The sequence below is a fragment of the Phenylobacterium sp. genome (assembly GCF_036495085.1).
GTDB lineage: Bacteria > Pseudomonadota > Alphaproteobacteria > Caulobacterales > Caulobacteraceae > Phenylobacterium.
On record NZ_DASXNL010000051.1, the window covers coordinates 1 to 18,657 of the forward strand.

An 18,657-nucleotide genomic window follows, 5' to 3' on the forward strand; every position below is an offset into this window, starting at 1 on the left:
TGGGCGCTGCACGTGCCGGGGAACAACAACCCGACCGGCGTGAACGTGACGTCGAAGGAGGACACCGTCCCCTTCCACCCGTACTACACGGTGAAGGACGGGTTCGCGATTTCGGTCTTCCTGATCATGTACGCGGTGTTCGTCTTCTATATGCCCGATGCGCTGGGCGATGCGGTCAACTACGTGCCGGCCAACCCGCTGGTGACACCGCAGCACATCGTGCCCGAATGGTACCTGTTGCCGTTCTACGCAATCCTTAGGGCCGTTCCGAACAAGCTCATGGGCGTGCTCCTGATGTTCGGCGCCATCGCGACGCTGTTCGTCCTGCCGTGGCTCGACACCTCAAAGGTGCGCTCCATGCGCTACCGCCCCACGGCGCGGCTCTACTACGTGATCTTCTTCGTGACCTGCATCGTGCTGGGTTTCTGCGGCGCCCATTCGCCGGATGACCCGGTGATCCCGGCGCTTTCGGGGCCGCAGCTGCTCGACGCGAACCTCAACAGCTTCGTTTGGCTCTCGCGGATCACGTCCCTCTACTACTTCGTCTATTTCTGGGTGATCACACCGCTGCTGGGCCTTTTCGAGACCCCGCTGCCGGTGCCGGAGTCGATCTCCACGCCCGTCCTGTCGCATCCCGCCGCCGCGCCTTCAGGCGCCGTGGCGTCGCCTGAAAAGAGGGGTTGAGCCTGATGCTGCGTAGAGGTTTTGCGCTCGCGGCGCTCGGGCTGGCTTTCGTCGCCGGCCCGACGCTGGCGGCGACAACGCAGGAGGAGCCCCGCGACATCCACTGGTCGTTCGAGGGGCCGTTCGGCAAGTTCGACAAGGAACAGGTCCAGCGGGGCTACAAGGTCTATCGGGAGGTCTGCTCGGCCTGCCACTCGATGAACCTGATGTACTTCCGGAATCTCGGTCAGAAGGGTGGGCCGTTCTTCGACCCGAAGTACCAGAACCCGAATGACAACCCTTATGTGAAGTCCCTGGCGCACGATATCCAGGTCAAGGACATCGACACCGACACGGGCGATGTGATCTCGCGTCCCGCCACGCCGGCCGACCGGTTCCCGGCTCCGTTCGCCAACGAGTTCGCCGCGCGGGCCTCCAACGGCGGCGCTCTGCCGCCCGACCTGTCGGTGATCACCAAGGCGCGCGAAGGCGGTCCAGCCTACATCTATTCGATCCTGACCGGCTTCAAGCAGGCGCCGAAAGGGATGACGGTGCCGGCGGGCAAGTACTACGACCCCTACATGCCGGGCGACATGAGCGGTAACTGGGCAGGCCCGAAGGATCACATCCCGGTGGGCGGCTTCATCGCCATGCCACCGCCGCTAGCTGACGGTAAGGTGACCTTCGACGACGGCAAGCCCTCGACTGTCAGGGAGGAAGCCCAGGACGTGGCCGCCTTCCTCGCGTGGGCCTCGGACCCCAGGATGGAAGAGCGCAAAGCCTTCGGCCTGGGCGCTATGATCTATCTGCTGATCTTCTCCGGCCTGCTCTACGCAAGCTACCGCAAGATCTGGAAGAACGTGGCCCACTAGGGTCGACGCCTTTCAAGAGACGGGTGAGGGCCCCGGCTGATCGCCGGGGCCCTTTCCGCATCAGGACGCCCTAAGTTGCTCGCTGCCCGCGTTTTTGCGGACCTCGGCAGCCTAATGCGCGGGAGCCAGCAGCAGTTTGCGCGCCGGAAAATCGAAGCGCAGCCGATAGCGCGAGAGTAAAGGCGCGCCGATCTCACCGGCCAGCCCGGGATCCTCGGCCTTTATCAGGCCCGCAGGCAGGTTCTCGATGAGCGCGCCGGAGATCGACAGCGCTCGCAGGCGCGGCCGCAGCACTCCATAGGGATAGAGTTCGTTCGGTTTGGCCGCGCCCGGGGCGCCGGCCAGGGCGTCGCTGAGACGTACGGCGGTGTCGCCCCCGGTGGCAGGCGCGAACGCGCCCGCCAGGGCCTGCAGCCCGTCCGAGACGGCGGCCCTCACCACCGGCCGCTCGGCGACCCAATGGATCGGCAGCGCAGTCCGTGACGGGAATCGCGGCGCATGTCCGGCGCGCGACAGGGTCACGCGACAGGGCGCGAAGCTTAAGTCCAGCACGAAGGCCTTGAGGACATCGGCCCCGATTACGCCGGCGATGGGCGTGGGCAGAGCGCCGGTGCGCATATCGAGGTCCGCGACCGCGACCTTCTGGCCGCGCAACTTCATGCCCGCCACCCGCACGTCGCCCGTCAGAGCCGTCTCGACGTAACCTGCCGTCTGAGCCTGGGTTTCCGCGAGGAAGGTGTGCGGGGTTGCGGTGTCTAAGATGTAGTCGCCGGGCACGCCCATCACCTCGGCGCCCACAACCACGACGCCGTGTTCGAACCAGCAGGCGGCCGCGCCGGCCCAGGCCGGAGTCGCGGCCAGCGTCAGAAGCACGGAAAGGGGGAAGGCGGAGCGACTCACGGGCGGATCACCCTGCCAACATAGCCAAGCTTGTCAGGTACGGCGACGGCGCCTTACGACCGCCCAAAGCCATCCTACAATCGTCTCGATGACCTTCACGCCCGCCTGGCGGAACTTCAAGCGTATGCAGGATCTGACGGTCGCGGCCGCCTGCCTGATCTACGCCGCCGCCGTGATCGACGCGCTCGGCCGACTTCCCGGAGGACCGGCGATGGTCCTGCGCTGGACGGTGCTCTGGCCGGCCGCTTACCTGGGATTCTCTCTCGCCATCCCGCTGCTCGTAGCGCCCCTGAAGCGTGGCCTGGCCAAATATGTCTGGATGAGCTTCCAGGCGGGGTTCGGCCAGTCGCCGGGCTCGGTGGTGATCGGAATGGCGCTGCTGCTTGGGGCAGGCCTGTTCATCTGGGAGGAGGTTGGCCGCGCTTCGCGCGCCGGTCAGGTCGGGGCCAACGTCTTCTCCGCCTACGCCGCAGGCATAGGCATACTGGCCGCCCAGGCGATCCTGGTTCGCGCGCTTGAGGCGGTGCCGGACATACGCAAGCGGATCGAGGAGAAGCCCGGCGCCGATATCTAGACCTCGCCGCGGACCCCGCTGTTGCGCGAGAAATGGGCGAGCGTCCTTAGTTTGGAAAGCCGCGCGGAGTCCTCATGGTAGCCGTTCGGCGCCACGAAGGCATGGCCGGCGTCGTACATGAAGACCTGCAAATCGGGATGAGCCTCGCGGATCGCCGCGGCGTCGGCGGGCGGGATCAGTTCATCGTGCTTGCCAAGGTGCAGGATCGTCGGAGCCCGGGGCGTCTCGCGCAGGTAGTGGACAATCTGGCCGCCATAGAACGACGCTACCGCAGCCAGGCCCGAGCAGCGCGCAGCGGCAAGCCAAGCCGTGGTGCCACCGAAGCAGAAGCCCATCGCAAACACCGGCGGCTCCAGGGCGTCGATCGCCGCCTGCACGGCGTCCAGTACGTCTGCGCCCCAGCGCGCCCTTTCGCCGAACCCCATCTGCTGGGCCATCAACGCCGGGTCGCTGTTTCGTTCGGCAAAGCCCTTCTGGAACCGGTCGAACATGCTCGGCACGAGGGTCTCGTAGCCAAGCTCGGCGTATTCGTCGGCAAGCTCTCGCAAATGCGGCGTGACCCCCCAGATGGCATGGAGGATGACCAGGCCGCCGCGCCGCGCGTCGCTGACCCCGGCGTGATAGGCGTCGAACTGGAAACCGTCACTGCCGCTCGCCAGGCCGACGGTCTCACCCACCGCCCTAGGCCTTGTCGAAGAGTTCGAGGGTGCGGTGGCGCGCGAGGTCGGAGGCCTCTGCGTTGTACCGCTCCGGGCTCTCATTGTTGAAGCCGTGGCCGGCGCCCTCGTAGATGTAGACCGGCACGTCCGGATGATGCTTGCCCACCTCGGCGGCGACCTCGTCGGCGGGGATTCCTGGATCGGTGCGGCCCAGGTGGACGATCACCGGACAGGCGGGTTCCAGGGCGGCATTCGCTTTCACGAGGCTGCCGTAGTAGCTCGACGCGGCGGAGATACCCTCGACCTTGCCGGCCGCCAGCCAGGCCAGGGAACCGCCGTAGCAGTATCCCACGACGCAAACCTTTTGCCCGTGAGCCTTCAGAAAGTCGCGGCAGGCTGCGATATCGCCGAGCGCTTGGTCGAGGGGGGTGCCCATGGCGTGCGCGACGCCGGCCTTCAGGCCCTCGGGATCGTGGCCGGCGGTGAACCCCGGCTCGCGGCGATCGTAGAGCGAGGGCGCGATCGCCTCGTAGCCCATCTTCGCCCATCGCTCGACATCGGCGCGCACGTGCTGGTCGATGCCGAAAATCTCCTGGATCACGATCACCCCGCCCTTGCGCGGTGTGAAGGCGGGCTCGTGGTAGGCGGCGAACTCGAAGCCGTCAGCGCCCGCAAGCTTGATTGTCTCGGCCATGGTTCGTTCCCCCTTAGACGTTGAAGCGGAAGTTCATCACGTCGCCGTCTTTGACGACATACTCCTTGCCCTCCTGGCGGAGCTTGCCGGCGTCTCGCGCCCCGGCCTCGCCCTTCAGGCGGACGTAGTCATCGTAGGCGATGGTCTCTGCGCGGATGAAGCCCTTCTCGAAGTCCGTATGGATCACGCCGGCAGCCTGAGGGGCGGTGTCGCCCTTGTGGATCGTCCAGGCGCGGGCCTCCTTTGGGCCGACGGTGAAATAGGTCTGAAGACCCAGGAGATGATAGGCCTCCCGGATCAGTTTGTTCAGGCCAGGCTCGGTGAGGTCCAGGGTCTCCAGGAACTCCCCGCGCTCGCCTGCGTCCAGGAGGGCGATCTCGCTCTCGATCTTGGCGGAGATCACCACGTGGTCAGCGCCGTCGCGCTTGGCCCGCTCGGCGACCTTCTCCGAAAGCTCATTGCCGTTGGCGGCGGAGGCTTCGTCCACGTTCGAGACGTAAAGGGCGGGCTTGGAGGTCAGGAGCTGTAACATGCGCCAGGCCTTGTCGTCCTCGGCCGCAATGCTGGCCCTGCGCGCCGGGTGGCCGGCGTTGAGCTCGGTGAGCGCGAGTTGGACCAGCCGCAACGTCTGGGCGCTGTCCTTGTCGCCGGTCTTCGCCCGCTTCTCGAGGTTGGCGACCCGCTTTTCCAGGCTTTCCAGGTCGGCCAGCATCAGCTCGGTCTCGATGGTCTCGAGATCGGCCAGCGGATCGACCTTACCCTCGACGTGGGTCACGTCGTCGTCGATGAAGCAGCGTGTGACGAAAGCCACCGCATCGGTGTCGCGGATGTTGGCGAGGAACTGGTTTCCGAGGCCCTCACCCTTCGATGCGCCGCGGACCAGCCCGGCCACGTCGACGAAGTTGATCCGCGCCGGAATGATCTCCTTCGACGGGATGATTGCGGCCAGCGCATCGAGGCGCGGCTCGGGGACCGCCACGTCGCCGACGTTGGGTTCGATGGTGCAGAACGGATAGTTCGCAGCCTGGGCGGCCGCGGTCTGGGTGAGCGCGTTGAACAGGGTCGATTTGCCGACGTTGGGCAGGCCGACGATGGCGACTTTCAGAGCCATTGGGTCTTTCGGGGATCGTGAGAGCGGACGGTCGGGCGACCTAGCACGGACGGCGGGGCGGGCCTAGGCCGCGCCCTAAAGCGGATGAAGGGCTGATCAGCGGCGCGGCTTCGGTCTAGGCTTCGTGAAACGCAGCCGAGGCTGAGGCGGACCAGGGCGAAGCGACCAGGGGGACATCATGGGATTGGGCAGTAAAGTCCGGTCAGCCGCAGTGGCCGTGGCCGTGGCGATGATGGGGATGGGCCTGGGGCCTGCCGGGCAAGCCAACGCGGCAGTAGCCCAGCCCGCCATCGCGCCTGCGCCGGCGGCGGGTTCGCCGTTCCTTGGGCTCGGCGCCTTCGACCTTGGCGCGCAGGGCTATGTGGTCGAGGAATATTTCATCTCCGGGCCTGCGACCTCGTTCAAGCTGACGGGCGAGCCGACGCCGGACGGCGCCTGGACGGCCCAGCCCGCCGGGACTGCGCCCTACGCCACGCGGATCGTGGTCGTGCGCCCGAAGGACCCGAAGAAATTCAATGGGACAGTTGTGGTCGAGTGGCTGAACGTCACCGGCGGCCTCGATGCGGGACCCGACTGGACCTACAGCCACCGCGAGATGCTGCGCAGCGGGTACGCCTATGTGGGTGTGTCGGCCCAGAAGGTGGGCGTCGAGGGCGGCCAGAGCCTGGGCGGCGCGGGGATGCCGCTGAAGAAGGCAAATCCGGCGCGCTACGGGACCCTGGTCCGCCCCGGCGACAACTATGCCTTCGACATCTTCTCCCAGGCCGGCGCGGCGGTGAAGAGCGGCAAGGTCCTGGGCCCGCTGAAGGCCCAGCGGGTGCTGGCCACCGGGGAGTCCCAGTCGGCAGTGTTCATGACGAGCTATGTGGACGCCATCGACCCACTGGCCCGGGTGTATGACGGCTTCTACATCCACTCGCGGTTCGGTGGGGCCCCGCCGCCGGAGACCGCCTCTATGCGGGCCGGGCCTGACGCCCGCGGCGCGCAGGGCGTGAAGATGCGCGCCGACCTGCGCGTGCCGGTCATGACGCTGATCTCGGAGACCGACCTGATCGGCAGCAACCTGAGCGGCTTCTGGACTGCGCAGCAGCCCGACAACGACAAGCTGCGCATCTGGGAGATGCCGGGCACGGCGCACGTGGACAACTACATGTTCTTCGTAGGCGGCTTCGATTCCGGCAGCGCGCCGATGGAAAAGATCGCCCCGCTCTGCAAGCCGACGGACGCCCTGTTCAGCGCCAAGATGGCCAAGCCGATCAATTCCGCGCCGCAGCACCACTATGTGGCCATGGCGGCGATGTCGGCGCTGGAGAGCTGGGTGCGCACGGGTAAGGCTCCGCCCAAGGCGCCGCGCCTCGAGCTCGAACAGGCGGCCAAGGCCGGCGAGGCGCCAAAGCTGGTCGCCGACGCCCTTGGCAACTCCAAGGGCTGCATCCGCACGCCCTGGGTCGACGCGCCGACCGCCAGGCTCTCCGGCTTCGGCAATGCCGGCGGGCCGTTCGGCTTCCTGGTGGGCGCGACCGAGCCCTTCGACGCAACAACGCTGGCCAAACTCTATCCGGGCGGCAAGGCCGACTACCTGAAGCGCTTCGAAGCCTCGCTCGCGAGTGCGGTGAAAGGCGGCTTCATCCTGAAGGCCGACGCGCCGGAGATCCGCGCCCTGGCGGCGGCGAACTGGCCGGGGAGCTAGCGCGAGCCCGCGATCATGAGGGCCCGGCCGACGCCAGCCGGGCCTGCGCCTCGGCCACCATGGCCTTGAAGCGCGGGTGGTCGCGAAGCCGCTCCATGTCCGGGTCGACCGCCATGTGCTTGAGCTCGCTTCGGGTCACCGTCGGGAAATAGGGCGTCAACAGATCGATCGCGCCCTCGGAGTCTCCCATATTCAGTGCAAGCGCACAGGCCAGGTTGTAGCGCATGCTCCGGTTTTCCGGATCGATCAGCAGGGCGCGGGCGATCCATTCCCGGGTCCCCGCCTCGTCGCCAAGCGTCGCCAGCGCGCCGGCCACGAAGCCCATCGCCTGTCCGTTGCTCTGGTCCTGCGCCACCGCTCGCTCGGCGCGCTCCAGCGTCATCCGCGCCGCGTGTTCCGCGCCGCGATCGTCGCCTAGCGCGACGAGGCAGGTGGTCAGCATCGCCGGCGCGCTGAAGGAGGTGTCCATGAGCGCGGCGGCGGCTTCGAAGTAGCGGGCCGCGTCATCCAGCCGCTTCTGCCGGAAGTTCACGTAGCCGGCGCTCAGATTGACGTCGTAGGATTCCGGGTCGAGGCGCAGCGCGAGCTCGATCTCGGGGTTGGCTTCGGCGAACCGCTCGTTGGCGGTGAAGTAGATGGCCTTCACGGCATGGGCTTCGGCCAGATTTGCGTCGAGCCGAAGGGCGTGGTCGGCGGCAGCCTGGCCAGTCTCCTGCGCGGCCCCATGTCGGAGGTGCAGTGTCATCTGGGCCAACGCCATCAGGACCCAGGCGTAGGCGTAGGCTCCATCGATCTGGGTGACGCGCAGGCACAGGCGCACGATCTCTTCAAGCCCGCGACGATCGCTGTTGCCGCTGACCCAGAGGTTCCGCGCCTTCAGGTAGAGGTTATAGGCGTCGGGGTTCGAGGTGCCCCGGCGCGCGATGGCCGATTTCTCGGCGGGGAGCAGCTTGAGGCGTAGCGCGGCGACGATCGCCTGGGAGATCTCGTCCTGCAGGGCGAAGATGTCGGTGAGGTCGCGGTCGTAGCGCTCGGCCCAGATGTGGCTGTCGTGGGTCGCCTCGATCAGCTGGGCGGTGATCCGCACCCGGTTTCCCGCCTTGCGCACGCTGCCTTCCAGCACGTGGCTCACTCCGAGTTGCCGGGCGACCTGGCGCAGGTCGACATGCCTGCCCTTGAATTGAAAGGCGCTGTTACGGGACACGACCGAGAGCGCCGAGACCTTGGAAAGGTCGGTGATGATGTCTTCGCTGACGCCGTCGCTGAAGTACTCCTGTTCGGGGTCGCCGCTCATGTTGGCGAATGGCAGGACGCAGACCGACAGCGGGCGGGCCGGCGCCGCGGTCGGCACTTCCGGCTTTTGCGCCGTCTGTTTCGTCAGGTCGGCGATGCTGTCCAGCACCTTGCGCCACCCGGGCGCTTGCGCGTCGCCTGACCAGCCCGTCAGGTCCGCGCACTGGATTTGATCGAAGGGCATCGGCAGCTTGGCGCCGTCGACGGTGAGCTGGACCAGCTTGTGCTCGCCGCGCGCGTTCTCGGCTTCCGAGCGAACCCATTCAGACCGGGCCGCCTCGGCCGACCAGACGACCACCACGGCCTTGGCGGCGCGCAGCCGTTCGGCGATGACGTCGGCATAGGCCCGATGGGCCGGCAGTTCATCGTCGCGCCAGACGCCGTAGCCCGACGCCCGCAGGGCCTCGGCCACCTGGCGCGCCTGCGCCTCCGTGGAACGGGCGTAGGAGATGAAAACGTCCGACATGCTGCAGAATGGCCCGCCCTGATCCCCGCCGGAACCCTAGTGTTCGGCTTTCGCAGTCGGCAAGCGTTTGTGGGCTGAGCCAGAGCAGCCGGGGTGGGGCCTTAGGCTACCCGCCGAGCGCCTGGGCGGCGAGGTCGCGCCAGGCGCGGCCCTCCTTGCGGAACTGCGGCTTCAGCTTGTGGAGGCGCTGATCCATGTCCGCGACGGCCTCACGGGCTTCCTCGCGGCGGCCGTTGCGGGCCATGAAGGCGGCGTAGCGCGCCAGGCCTTCGAAGCCGGGCAGGTGCTGGGAGGCCCATTGCAGGGCGGTGTCAGCCTCGGGAATGCGGCCGAGCTCCTCGTAGGCGCGGCCAAGCGCAAGCGCGGCCGCCGGCGTGCGGCCGTACGCCTCGTCGTTCCCCAGCCGCTCGAGCACCGCAAGCGCCTCGGCTGGTCGGCGCAGGTCGAGCAGGGCGTTGGCGAGACCCAACAGCAGCACCGGATCGTCGGCGTGCACGCCCTGGGCCGCAGCGCGATAGAGCGCCTCGGCCTCGGCGGGCCTGCCCAGGCGCGCCGCAGCGGCGCCCAGACGCGATTGGTTGCGTACCGTAGGCGTCTCGTCGTGGGCGACCTTCGCCTCCCGGTATTCCCGATGCGGATCGAGCGTCTCGCGCGCCACGCGGCCGATGCGGCGAGCGGTCGTACCGCCCGTCAGGCCGGGCACGACCTGGGTGAGGAAATAGACCAGCCCGCCCAGTGGCTGGAACATCAGGATGATCCACAGCCAGTAGGTCTCGCGCCCGGTGCGAACAGCGTGAACGCACAGCGCGATGGCCGTCAGCAGGGAGAGTACGAAGAGTGTAGGCATGCTCGGCATCGGCCGCTCAGTTGAGAATTTTCGGGCGCGCGTTCAAGGATATAGGCGGGCCCTGCGTCAGTCCGCCCCGCGGGCGAGCTTGCGGGGATCGGCCTTCTCGGCCGGGGCGAGCCGCATGACCTCGGTCTGGTACTTCTCGTCCTCGCCGGCCGCCAGCAACGGCGCGGCGTCGGCTAAAGCCTGGATCAGCGGCTCGACCCACTTCAAGTCGGCCTTGTGGAAGTCCGACAGAACGTGGCCGTGGACCAGGTCCTTGTCGCCGGGATGGCCGGTGCCCAGCCGGGCGCGGCGGAAGTAGGGGCCGACCTGCGAGGTGATCGAGCGCACCCCATTGTTGCCGGCCGCCCCGCCGCCGGCCTTCATCCGGAAGCGCCCCGGGGCTAGGTCGATCTCGTCGTAGAACACCACCAGGTCGGCGGGATCCATCTTGAAGAACTTCAAGGCCTCGCCCACAGCGCGTCCAGCCTCGTTGTAGAAGGTCTGCGGCTTGAGGATCAACGTGCGCACCGCGCCACTCGGCGTATCGATGGCGCCTTCAGCGACAAAACTCTGGAAACGCGAGCGGGGCGCGGCAAAGTTCCACCGGCGCGCGATCTCGTCCACCGCCATGAAGCCGATGTTGTGGCGGTTCTTCGCGTAGGTCGCGCCAGGATTGCCCAGGCCCGCGATGAGCAGCATTCGGACGCTCCGATCAGGACCGGAGCGGCGGGACTACTCCTCGCCGCCTTCGGACGAGGTTTCTTCCGCGGGCTCAACGCCGGCTTCAGCGGCGGCTTCACCTTCGGCAGGCTCTTCGACAACCTCGGTCATCGCCCCGGCGATGGTGGCGACCACCGTCTCGCCGTCGATGGCGAACTCGACGTTGGCCGGCAGCTTAAGGTCGGCGACGCGAATGGTTGCGCCGATGTCGAGGCCGGTCAGGTCGACGACCAGGTCCTCAGGAATATGGTCGGCCGTGCAGGAAACCGGGACGTCATGCAGCACGACGTTGAGCGTACCGCCACGCTTGATGCCGGGCGCCTCGTCCTGGTGGTTGAAGTGCACCGGCACGTTGATCTTGATCTGCTGGTGGACATCGACACGGTAGAGGTCGAAGTGCACGGGCTGGTCGGTGACCGGATGCATATCCACGGCCTTGGCGATCACAGGCTGCGTCTCTTTGCCGTACTTCAGGGTCACCAGGTGGCCAAGCAGCTTGCCGGTGTAGAGCGCCTTGCGGAATTCGTTGGCCTTCACGGCGATGGATACGGGATCCTTGTCGCCGCCGTAGAGGACGCCGGGAACCATGCCTTCGCGGCGGGTGACGCGCGCGCCGCCCGTGCCGGTCCGCTCGCGCACTTCAACGTTCAATACGATCTCGGCCATGGCCTTGCCTCAAAACGAAACCGCCGCGCGGAGCGTGCGCGGCGACACAGGGGATTGCGGCCACTCGGGGCCGAAAGGTGCGCGTAGATACACAAAAGCCTCCGCCCGCGCAACGGGCGGAGGCTTTAAAACTCAGTGCTTCTTCGTGTGCTTGGTCGTGGCCTTTTTGGCCGGCGCCTTGGCCGAGGCCGCCGCGGCGTCGGCGGCCGCCTGCTCGCGCGGGTCGACAGGCTCCGCGACGCCCACGCCCTTCATCAGGCAGTGGCCGGTGTCGAGCAGGGCGTGCTGGCCGAGGCAGAAGACGTCCTCGTATTGCGGCTTGGCGACGGCCAGGCACTGGTAGAGGTTGAGCTTCGACATGCTGAGGCAGTTCGACGAATTCGGCTCGGCCAGGATCGGCATCAGCTGCGCCAGGCTCGCATCGTCCCCATAGCCAAGACCAGCCAGAGCGGCCACGGCCAGACTGTGGATCACCAGCGGCGTGTAGGGCGGGCTGGCGGCGTCGCCCGTGAGACCCAGCTGGCCCCCGGTCACCGCGGTCTGCAGGCGCGCGGTTTCATCCACCTCGCCCTGGGCGGGGGTGGTCGACAACTGCTTGGCGAGGGCCAGGCGCTCAGGGCGGCCCGCCACGTCACCCTTGGACCAGGCTTGGCGCTGCACTTCATAGGCCGCCTGCTTTACCGATCGGCCCGTCTCGATCAGCTTGCGGCCGTCTTGGCCAAGCACGTTTATTACGAGGCCCGCGGCGCTCGCAGAGCCGCTGAGGCCGACCACGTAGGCGGGGTCCTTCATGATCTCGTAGGCGACGGTGCGGCGCTGTTCGGGGTCGTTGGCGAATTTTCGCACGCCGGCGACGAAGGCCGGATCCTGTAGGGCCACGACGGCGCCATAGGCGATGGCGCCGCGCAACATGTGTCCCGGCTCGTAAGCCTCACCGGTCTTCAGGCGTGCGGCGACTTCGCTGGCGCCGGAGAAGTTCGGCGAAATCTGGCCGGCGCGGGTGATGTAGGCCCGATAGGCGGCCGCATGCTCGATGACGCGGGGCGAAAGGCTGATCGGCGGGACTACAGCGACCGGCGCTGGCGGCGGCGGCGGCGCAGGAGGAGCGGGCGCAGCGCAGGCGGCCAGCAGGACCGTGAGCGCCAGGGTCGCCACGGTGGCGACGATCCGCGTGGGCGGACGAGGGACGGAAACAGCGGAGGTCATAGGAGGGCCTTCCCCACGGACGCGTAGCGTCGTTCTAGCATTCGTCCCCCGACACGCTTGGACTCGCACGGCAAGCCGGGGCTAAGCAAGCTTGACTGGACGGAAAAAGCCGTAGGGCCTTAGTCGAAAAGTTTCGACACCGACTCTTCGTTGGCGATGCGGCGGATCGCCTCGCCGATCAGCTTGTCGCAGCTGACGTAGCGGATCTTGCCGCCGTCCATCGCCCGGTCCGGCGGGGAGATCGAATCGGTCATCACCAGCTCTTTCAGGATGGAGGCGTTCACCCGCTCGACCGCCGCGCCGGACAGGACGCCGTGGGTGACGTATGCCGAGACTTCCGCCGCCCCGTTGTCCACCAGCGCCTGGGCGGCGTTGGTGAGCGTGCCGCCGCCGTCGATCATGTCGTCGAAGAGGATGCACCGGCGCCCGGACACGTCGCCGATGATGTTGGCCACCTCACTCTTGCCCGGACCCGAGCGGCGCTTGTCGACGATGGAAAGCTCGGCGTTAAGGCGGGTCGCGACGGCGAGGGCGCGCACCACCCCGCCCACGTCCGGGGAGACGATCATCAGCTCGGAGGTCTTCTTGTGATTGTCCTTGATGTCGGCCGCCAGGATCGGGGCGGACAACAGATTGTCGGTGGGGATATCGAAGAACCCCTGGATCTGGCCTGAGTGCAGATCCATCGTGAGGACACGGTCGGCGCCGGCCCGGGTGATCAGATTGGCCACCAGCTTGGCGGAGATGGGCGTACGCCCGCCGGTCTTCCGGTCCTGTCGGGCATAGCCGAAGTAGGGCATCACCGCAGTGATCCGCTTGGCCGATGCGCGCTTGAGCGCATCGATGCAGATCAGCAGTTCCATGAGGTTGTCGTTGGCCGGGTAGCTGGTCGACTGGATCACGAAGACGTCCTCGCCGCGGACGTTCTCATCGATGGTCACCCAGACCTCGTTGTCGGCGAAGCGCTTCACCTGCGCCTTGGTCAGCGGCAGGTCGAGGTGTGCGGCTACCGCCTCCGCCAGCGTATGATTCGAGTTGCCGGCCAGCAGCTTCATCGGGGCCCCACAAGTGCAGCTATTTCGCGGGCTTGTGTAGCAGGGGAAAGGCGTGAGTCTACCCTGAGGGCGACTAGGTCAGCGTGATCGCCGATACCAGGCGGCCAAAGTCCGGCTCGTTGCGCAGCAGCGCGCGGCGGTTGGAATAGAAGTCCTCCGACTCCGCGCAGGTGTCGCGGCCGAGCCATTCGCTGACGCCGACGCCGGCCACGGCCAAGCGGCCGAGCACGAAGGCCGGCAGATCGAACATCCGCTTGTCCCGCGAGACGCCAGGCGCGAAAAACCCCTCGTAAGCCCGGTTGGCCTCGACGAAACGCTCAAGGAACTCGAGGCCGACCTCGTAAGAGCCCGGGCCGATGCAGGGTCCGACGGCCGCGCGCAGGCGAGCGCGGCTGGCTCCGAGCGCCACCATCTGAGCGACGGTCGCCTCGACGATGCCTCCAAGCGCGCCTTTCCAGCCCGCGTGGGCGGCGGCGACGACGCGCGCCTGCGGATCGGCCAGCAGGATCGGCGCGCAGTCGGCGGCGAGCGCGGCGCAGACCACGCCCGGGGTCGCGCTGACCACCCCGTCGGCCTGCGGCGGGTCCCCCGGCCAGGGGCCGTCGGCCGCCAGCGCCGTGGCGGAGTGGACCTGATAGACGCTGACCAGGTTTTCCGCGCCGAAGTGGGCTGCGCAGCGCCGGCGGTTTTCGCGTACGTTCCTCGGGTCGTCCTTGGAGCCCAGTCCGACGTTCAGGCTCCGGTAGATGCCGTCGGACACCCCGCCGGCGCGGGTGAAGAAGGCGTGGCGTACGCCCTGCGCCTCCAGCAAGCGCGAGGTCAGGACGGGCGGCCAACTCATGCGGTCTCCTCGAAGGCAGGGGGTGTCCAGTCAGGGGAATGGATCGCACAGACCTTGAAAAGCTCGCCCATCTCATCGGCGCCGATCAGGCGAGTGAGCTGGCGGCCGATCCGGGCGGAGCGCTCCGGCGCGGCGCGGACCAGGGCCTCGGCGCGCTCGCCGATCCCCATCCGGGCCAGAAACGCCGTCTGGGTGAGGATCGCCGCTTCGGCGCCTTGCGCCATCGCCGCTGCGCTGACCGCCGGAAAATCGGCGTGAACGGTCAGGTCCGCCTCGCCGGGGGCGGCCAGCGGGTCGACCTTCTCGTGGCGGCGAAGGGCCTGCAAGGTGTCGCCGAAACCGGGCTCAGCGCGGCCGTAATCGATCAGCAGCGCAGCCCCGCCATCGGCCGCGACCCGCCGCCCGAGGTCTGCCCCCAAAGCGGCCTGGGCCGCGGACTGCTCGTAGACCTGGCCGGGAGCGGCGTCGGGCAGCAAACCCGCCGCTGGCGTCGGCGAAAGCCCGAACGCCAGAGCGCCGTGGGCGTCCAATCCCACCACCTGTTCCGCCCAGCCGATCGGCGTGCGCACGAATTGTCGGGCCGGCAGGCAATCGAGGAGTTCGTTGGCGACCAGCAGCAACGGCGCGCCGCCGGGAACCTCATCGAGGCTCTTCGCCCACCGGACGTCCTCGGGCAACCGCTCGCGCTGCAGGTCGCGTAACGGCTCCGAGGTTTCAACCAGCCAAACGTCGGAAGCCTCAAGGAAGCCGGGCGCATGGCGCCCCGTACGCAGGATGTCGCTCATCAGCGTCCCGTCGCCCGGGCCCATTTCCACCAGGCGCAGAGCCTGCGGCCGGCCCATCAGCTCCCAGGCCGAAGCGGCCCAGACGCCGATCATCTCGCCGAACATCTGGCTGATCAGGGGCGCGGTGATGAAGTCACCGCCTTCGCCGAGAGCCGGGCGGGTGGCGTAGTAGCCGAAGTCCGGATCGTGCAGGCAAACGGCCATGTACTGGGCGACGCTGATCGGGCCGGTGGCGGCGATTTGCGCCGCCAGCCGATCACGCAGGCTCATCGAGGCCTGCAGCCGTCGGGCCGTGGTCAGCTTCCACGACGGCGATCGCCGGCGGCAACGGCTCGCGCAGACCCCGCCAGATCAGAAACACGCCGATCAGCACCATCGGCGTGGACAGCATCATTCCCATGGTCAGGCCGAGCGGGAAGTGGGGCATGTAGCTGTCGGGCTCGCGGACGTTTTCGAGGGCGATCCGAATGAGGCCGTAAGCGGTGAGGAAGAGGCCCATAACCACGCCGCGCCGGTTCAGCCACTTCATGCGGTGGGTCGCCCAGCGCAGCACCAGGAAAAGCACAACCCCCTCCAGCGCCGCTTCATAGAGCTGGCTCGGATGGCGCGGCAGGGGGCCGCCATCCGGAAATACCATTCCCCAGGGCGCTTTGGTCGGCCGCCCCCAGAGCTCGCCGTTGATGAAGTTGGCGATCCGCACGAGGAAGCCGCCGATCGGCTCTGCCGCCACGATCACGTCGCCGAGCCGCAGGGCGTCGATTTTCTTGGCGCGCGCGAAGGCCAAGCCTGCGACCAAAACGCCCAGTGCGCCGCCATGGAAGCTCATGCCCCCATGCCAGGTCTTGAGGATTTCGAGGGGGTCGGTCCAGATCAGCGTCGGCGTATAGAAAAGCACGTGGCCCAGCCGTCCGCCGACGATGACGCCCAGCGTCAGCCAAAGGATAAGGTCGTCGATCTGGTCGGCCGTCGCAGGCGGCGGACGGTGCGTCCAGAGGCGGGGATTGCGGATGTTGCCTACGGTATAGCGCCAGCCCAACAGAATGGTCGCCACATAGGCCAGGGCGTACCAACGGATGGCGAAGGGCCCGATCTGGATCAGCACCGGATCGATGTTCGGGAATGTCACGACTGGGCGGCTCCGGCGTTCCTGGAACACACGCTTTAGAGGAGAACCCCTTCGCTTTCACCCCTTTCGGGGTCATATAAGCCTTACGGCGGACCTGTTGCCCGCCGTCCAGAGTACGAGATGCAGACACAGAATCCCTTCCTCGACGAGATGGCCAAGCTCTCGACCGCGGCCATGGGTCTCGCGCAGGCTGCCGGCGAAGAGGCAAGGGCCGCGTTCAGGGCCCAGGCCGACCGCATGGTCGCCGAACTCGACCTCATCCGCCGCGACGACTACGAGGCGCTGAAGGCCGAGGTGGCGCAGTTGCGCGCTGAAGTCGAAGCGCTGCGGTCCGGCGCCGCGCCTAAGGCCAAGCCCAAGGCACGCGCCCCAAAGTCAGGCGGCGCGGCCTGAAAACGCAACAGCACACGCGAATGTGGGTCGCCTTCCGCAAGAACCGGATGACGCGCTCCCTGCAAAGCAGACTAATTTCAGTATCGCAGGCGATTCGGGGGCGGCCGTCTGCTCCCCGCCCGCTGCGAAAGGATCATGGGTCTCATGGACACCAGCCCGTCTGACGACAGCGTCCAGCTTGGCGCCGATCCGCTCGATGTCGTTGAGCACGTGCTCGCGGCGGAGAACCTTCCCTTTGACCGCACCGAGGATGGCGACCTGGCCTTTTCCCTGGCCGGCGACTGGAAGGACTATGAACTGTGGTTTGCCTGGCGCCCGGAGGGCGATTGCCTTCAGCTTTGCCTCTCCATGGATCTCACCGTACCCGCCGCGCAGCGGGCCGCGGCGCAGGACCTCATCGCGCAGGTAAACCCTCGCGTCTGGCTCGGCCACTTCGAGCTTTGGGAAGACGGTGAAGTGATCTTCCGCCATGGCATGGCGTTGATGACCGGCGAACAGCCGAGCCTTGCTCAGGCTGCAGCGATGATCGACGTGGCCGTCGAAGGCGCCGACCGGTTCTACCCGGCCTTCGATTTCCTTGTGCAGGGCTCCAAGTCGCCCTCCGAGGCCATCGCCGCGTGCATGTTCGAGACCGTCGGCGAGGCATAAGGCTGCGCTCCGGCGATTGCGTTGGGCGCGGCGCTCGCTAGGTTCGCGCAATGGCCACACCGATCCTGATGCTGGGCGCCGGGCGCATGGGCGGCGCGATCCTCGACGGGTGGGCGCGGGCTGATGCATTTGCGCCCGCCGAATTGATTATCGTCGACCCGCAGCCCTCCGAAGCGGCCCTGGCGATGCAGGCCGCGGGTGCTGCGCTCAATCCTTCGGATGCCGACCTGGCCGCCGCCGGCACCGTGATGCTCTGCGTCAAGCCGCAGACCTGGCAGGAGGCGGCCGCTCGCTATGCGCCCTTGCTCGCCGCCGACGCGGTGGTCGTTTCCATCGCCGCGGGGGTCACCTCAGGCGCCATCGCTGCGGCGTTTGGCGGCCGGGCCGTCGCCCGCGTGATGCCGACCACCGCCGCAGCGATTGGGCAGGGAACTGCCAGTCTCTACGCGAGCGACCCCTCTGCGCGGGCCCGCGCGCGCATGCTCTTCGAGCCGCTGGGCGCGGTGGTGGACCTGGCTGACGAGGCCCAGATGCATGCGGCCACCGCGGTCTCCGGCTCAGGTCCCGCCTATCTTTATGCCTTCATCGAGGCCCTGGAAGCCGCCGCCGCCGGGGCGGGATTGCGGCCGGACGAGGCAAGCCGCCTGGCGCGCTCGACCGTCATCGGCGCTGCGGCCCTGTTGGCGCAAGGCAAGGCCGAGCCGTCGGATCTCCGCCGCCAGGTCACCTCACCGGGCGGCACCACCGAGGCGGCCCTGAACGTACTCCTCGGGGAGCGTGGCCTGCCGTCCTTACTTCGCGAGGCCGTCGGCGCCGCCATCCGCCGATCGAAGGAGCTGGGAGCCTAGAGCCGCCCGGATTTGCGTCCGCGCACCAGGAAGGTTGCGCGCTTCGCAGAGTGGGTGACCTCGCGCGTGCGCACCTGAAGGCCGAACTCGCGCAGCAACTCGGCTGCGGATTTGGCGGTCTGGGCGCCGTTGCCCGCCGGCTCAAAGCGGCCTTCGACACGGACGTCGCGGATCGACAGCAGGAGGTCGCCGCCCGGCTTGAGCACGCCGGTCATCTCGGCGAGGGCGTCCTCCTTGTCCGGCCACTGGTGATAGGAGTTGACCGCGTAGACCGCGTCGAACCGCTCATCCGGAAACGGCAGCTCACCGGCCTCGCCGACCCGCAGATCGAGCGCAGCCGCGCCGCGGCTGCGGTCCAGCCGTCGCCGCGCCGCATTCACCATCAGTTCGGAGTGGTCGACGCCTGCGACCAATCCAAGGGGCCGGCTCCTTGCCAGCATCTCCAGCGCATGGCCGGGACCAAACCCGACCTCAAGCACCGCGCCGCCCGGCGGCGGGTCGAGCGCATCGACCGTCGCCCGGTTCTGCGGCGCGTTCAGGCCTTCCATGAGCCATCCCATCACGACGCCGAATGCGCCGTGGGGTCTCTCTGTCTGCTGCATTGGCGTTATT

General features: G+C 67.7%; 21 protein-coding genes. 7 read left to right on the forward strand and 14 right to left on the reverse strand.

The annotated features are described in order from the left end of the window. Together VGI62_RS06660 and VGI62_RS06665 are read left to right on the forward strand one after the other, a co-directional pair. Positions 1–684, forward strand: a 684-nt coding sequence (locus VGI62_RS06660) for a cytochrome b (RefSeq protein WP_414695645.1), incomplete at its 5' end; no start/stop codon positions are given. A gap of 5 nt (positions 685–689) precedes the next feature. Beyond that, on the forward strand, positions 690–1,535 hold the full coding sequence (locus tag VGI62_RS06665) for a cytochrome c1 (RefSeq protein ID WP_331503621.1): 846 nt from the start codon (positions 690–692) through the stop codon (positions 1,533–1,535). Between the two features lie 111 nt (positions 1,536–1,646). Here VGI62_RS06665 and VGI62_RS06670 read toward each other — a convergent pair whose 3' ends face one another. After that, complete coding sequence (locus VGI62_RS06670) at positions 1,647–2,435, reverse strand: hypothetical protein (RefSeq protein ID WP_331503622.1); 789 nt, start codon at positions 2,433–2,435, stop codon at positions 1,647–1,649. Between the two features lie 88 nt (positions 2,436–2,523). Here VGI62_RS06670 and VGI62_RS06675 point away from each other — a divergent pair, with 88 nt between their 5' ends. Continuing rightward, positions 2,524–3,009 carry a hypothetical protein gene (locus tag VGI62_RS06675; protein ID WP_331503623.1) on the forward strand — a complete coding sequence of 162 codons (486 nt, stop codon included), beginning with the start codon at positions 2,524–2,526 and terminating at the stop codon, positions 3,007–3,009. Here VGI62_RS06675 and VGI62_RS06680 read toward each other — a convergent pair. Genes VGI62_RS06680 through ychF form a run of 3 tightly spaced genes read right to left on the reverse strand, consistent with a single transcriptional unit; the run spans position 3,006 to position 5,473 of the window. Further along, positions 3,006–3,686 (reverse strand): dienelactone hydrolase family protein, encoded by a 681-nt coding sequence (locus VGI62_RS06680; RefSeq protein ID WP_331503624.1) that lies wholly within the window; start codon positions 3,684–3,686, stop codon positions 3,006–3,008. The two genes, VGI62_RS06675 and VGI62_RS06680, sit on opposite strands and share 4 nt — an antisense overlap. A 4-nt stretch (positions 3,687–3,690) precedes the next feature. Further along, positions 3,691–4,362 (reverse strand): dienelactone hydrolase family protein, encoded by a 672-nt coding sequence (locus VGI62_RS06685; protein WP_331503625.1) that lies wholly within the window; start codon positions 4,360–4,362, stop codon positions 3,691–3,693. A 13-nt stretch (positions 4,363–4,375) separates the two neighbouring features. Continuing rightward, positions 4,376–5,473, reverse strand: a complete 1,098-nt coding sequence (gene ychF / locus VGI62_RS06690) for a redox-regulated ATPase YchF (protein WP_331503626.1) — start codon at positions 5,471–5,473, stop codon at positions 4,376–4,378. 178 nt (positions 5,474–5,651) lie between these two features. Between ychF and VGI62_RS06695 the strand changes: the two genes are divergently transcribed. After that, positions 5,652–7,163, forward strand: a complete 1,512-nt coding sequence (locus tag VGI62_RS06695) for an alpha/beta hydrolase domain-containing protein (RefSeq protein WP_331503627.1) — start codon at positions 5,652–5,654, stop codon at positions 7,161–7,163. Positions 7,164–7,176: 13 nt separating this feature from the next. On the opposite strand, the gene VGI62_RS06700 is transcribed toward VGI62_RS06695, so the two are convergent. The 9 genes from VGI62_RS06700 to lgt form a co-directional block, all read right to left on the reverse strand. Next, positions 7,177–8,922, reverse strand: coding sequence for a TIR domain-containing protein (locus VGI62_RS06700; RefSeq protein ID WP_331503628.1), 1,746 nt, complete (start codon positions 8,920–8,922; stop codon positions 7,177–7,179). A 106-nt stretch (positions 8,923–9,028) separates the two neighbouring features. Further along, on the reverse strand, positions 9,029–9,778 hold the full coding sequence (locus VGI62_RS06705; protein ID WP_331503629.1) for a tetratricopeptide repeat protein: 750 nt from the start codon (positions 9,776–9,778) through the stop codon (positions 9,029–9,031). A 57-nt stretch (positions 9,779–9,835) separates the two neighbouring features. After that, the gene (gene pth / locus VGI62_RS06710) at positions 9,836–10,456 is read right to left on the reverse strand and encodes an aminoacyl-tRNA hydrolase (protein ID WP_331503630.1); all 621 of its coding nucleotides are present in this window, start codon (positions 10,454–10,456) and stop codon (positions 9,836–9,838) included. A gap of 33 nt (positions 10,457–10,489) precedes the next feature. Continuing rightward, complete coding sequence (locus tag VGI62_RS06715) at positions 10,490–11,143, reverse strand: 50S ribosomal protein L25/general stress protein Ctc (protein WP_331503631.1); 654 nt, start codon at positions 11,141–11,143, stop codon at positions 10,490–10,492. Between the two features lie 132 nt (positions 11,144–11,275). Beyond that, positions 11,276–12,349 (reverse strand): hypothetical protein, encoded by a 1,074-nt coding sequence (locus tag VGI62_RS06720; protein WP_331503632.1) that lies wholly within the window; start codon positions 12,347–12,349, stop codon positions 11,276–11,278. Positions 12,350–12,468: 119 nt separating this feature from the next. After that, entirely contained in the window at positions 12,469–13,404 is a 936-nt protein-coding gene (locus VGI62_RS06725) for a ribose-phosphate pyrophosphokinase (RefSeq protein WP_331503633.1), read from the reverse strand. Positions 13,405–13,477: 73 nt separating this feature from the next. Next, on the reverse strand, positions 13,478–14,245 hold the full coding sequence (gene pgeF / locus VGI62_RS06730; protein WP_331503634.1) for a peptidoglycan editing factor PgeF: 768 nt from the start codon (positions 14,243–14,245) through the stop codon (positions 13,478–13,480). Further along, positions 14,242–15,300: a class I SAM-dependent methyltransferase gene (locus VGI62_RS06735; protein WP_331503635.1), complete on the reverse strand. Its 1,059-nt coding sequence runs from the start codon at positions 15,298–15,300 to the stop codon at positions 14,242–14,244. Before VGI62_RS06735 ends, pgeF begins: the two co-directional genes overlap by 4 nt. Continuing rightward, positions 15,287–16,156 carry a prolipoprotein diacylglyceryl transferase gene (gene lgt / locus VGI62_RS06740; protein ID WP_331503636.1) on the reverse strand — a complete coding sequence of 290 codons (870 nt, stop codon included), beginning with the start codon at positions 16,154–16,156 and terminating at the stop codon, positions 15,287–15,289. Before lgt ends, VGI62_RS06735 begins: the two co-directional genes overlap by 14 nt. A gap of 120 nt (positions 16,157–16,276) precedes the next feature. On the opposite strand from lgt, the gene VGI62_RS06745 reads away from it, so the two are divergent. From VGI62_RS06745 to proC, 3 genes are all read left to right on the forward strand, one after another. After that, positions 16,277–16,549 carry an accessory factor UbiK family protein gene (locus tag VGI62_RS06745; protein WP_331503637.1) on the forward strand — a complete coding sequence of 91 codons (273 nt, stop codon included), beginning with the start codon at positions 16,277–16,279 and terminating at the stop codon, positions 16,547–16,549. Positions 16,550–16,693: 144 nt separating this feature from the next. After that, complete coding sequence (locus VGI62_RS06750) at positions 16,694–17,197, forward strand: YbjN domain-containing protein (RefSeq protein WP_331503638.1); 504 nt, start codon at positions 16,694–16,696, stop codon at positions 17,195–17,197. Between the two features lie 50 nt (positions 17,198–17,247). Beyond that, complete coding sequence (gene proC / locus VGI62_RS06755; protein WP_331503639.1) at positions 17,248–18,045, forward strand: pyrroline-5-carboxylate reductase; 798 nt, start codon at positions 17,248–17,250, stop codon at positions 18,043–18,045. Here proC and VGI62_RS06760 read toward each other — a convergent pair. Beyond that, complete coding sequence (locus VGI62_RS06760) at positions 18,042–18,647, reverse strand: class I SAM-dependent methyltransferase (protein ID WP_331503640.1); 606 nt, start codon at positions 18,645–18,647, stop codon at positions 18,042–18,044. The genes proC and VGI62_RS06760 overlap by 4 nt on opposite strands. Positions 18,648–18,657 lie beyond the last annotated feature (10 nt).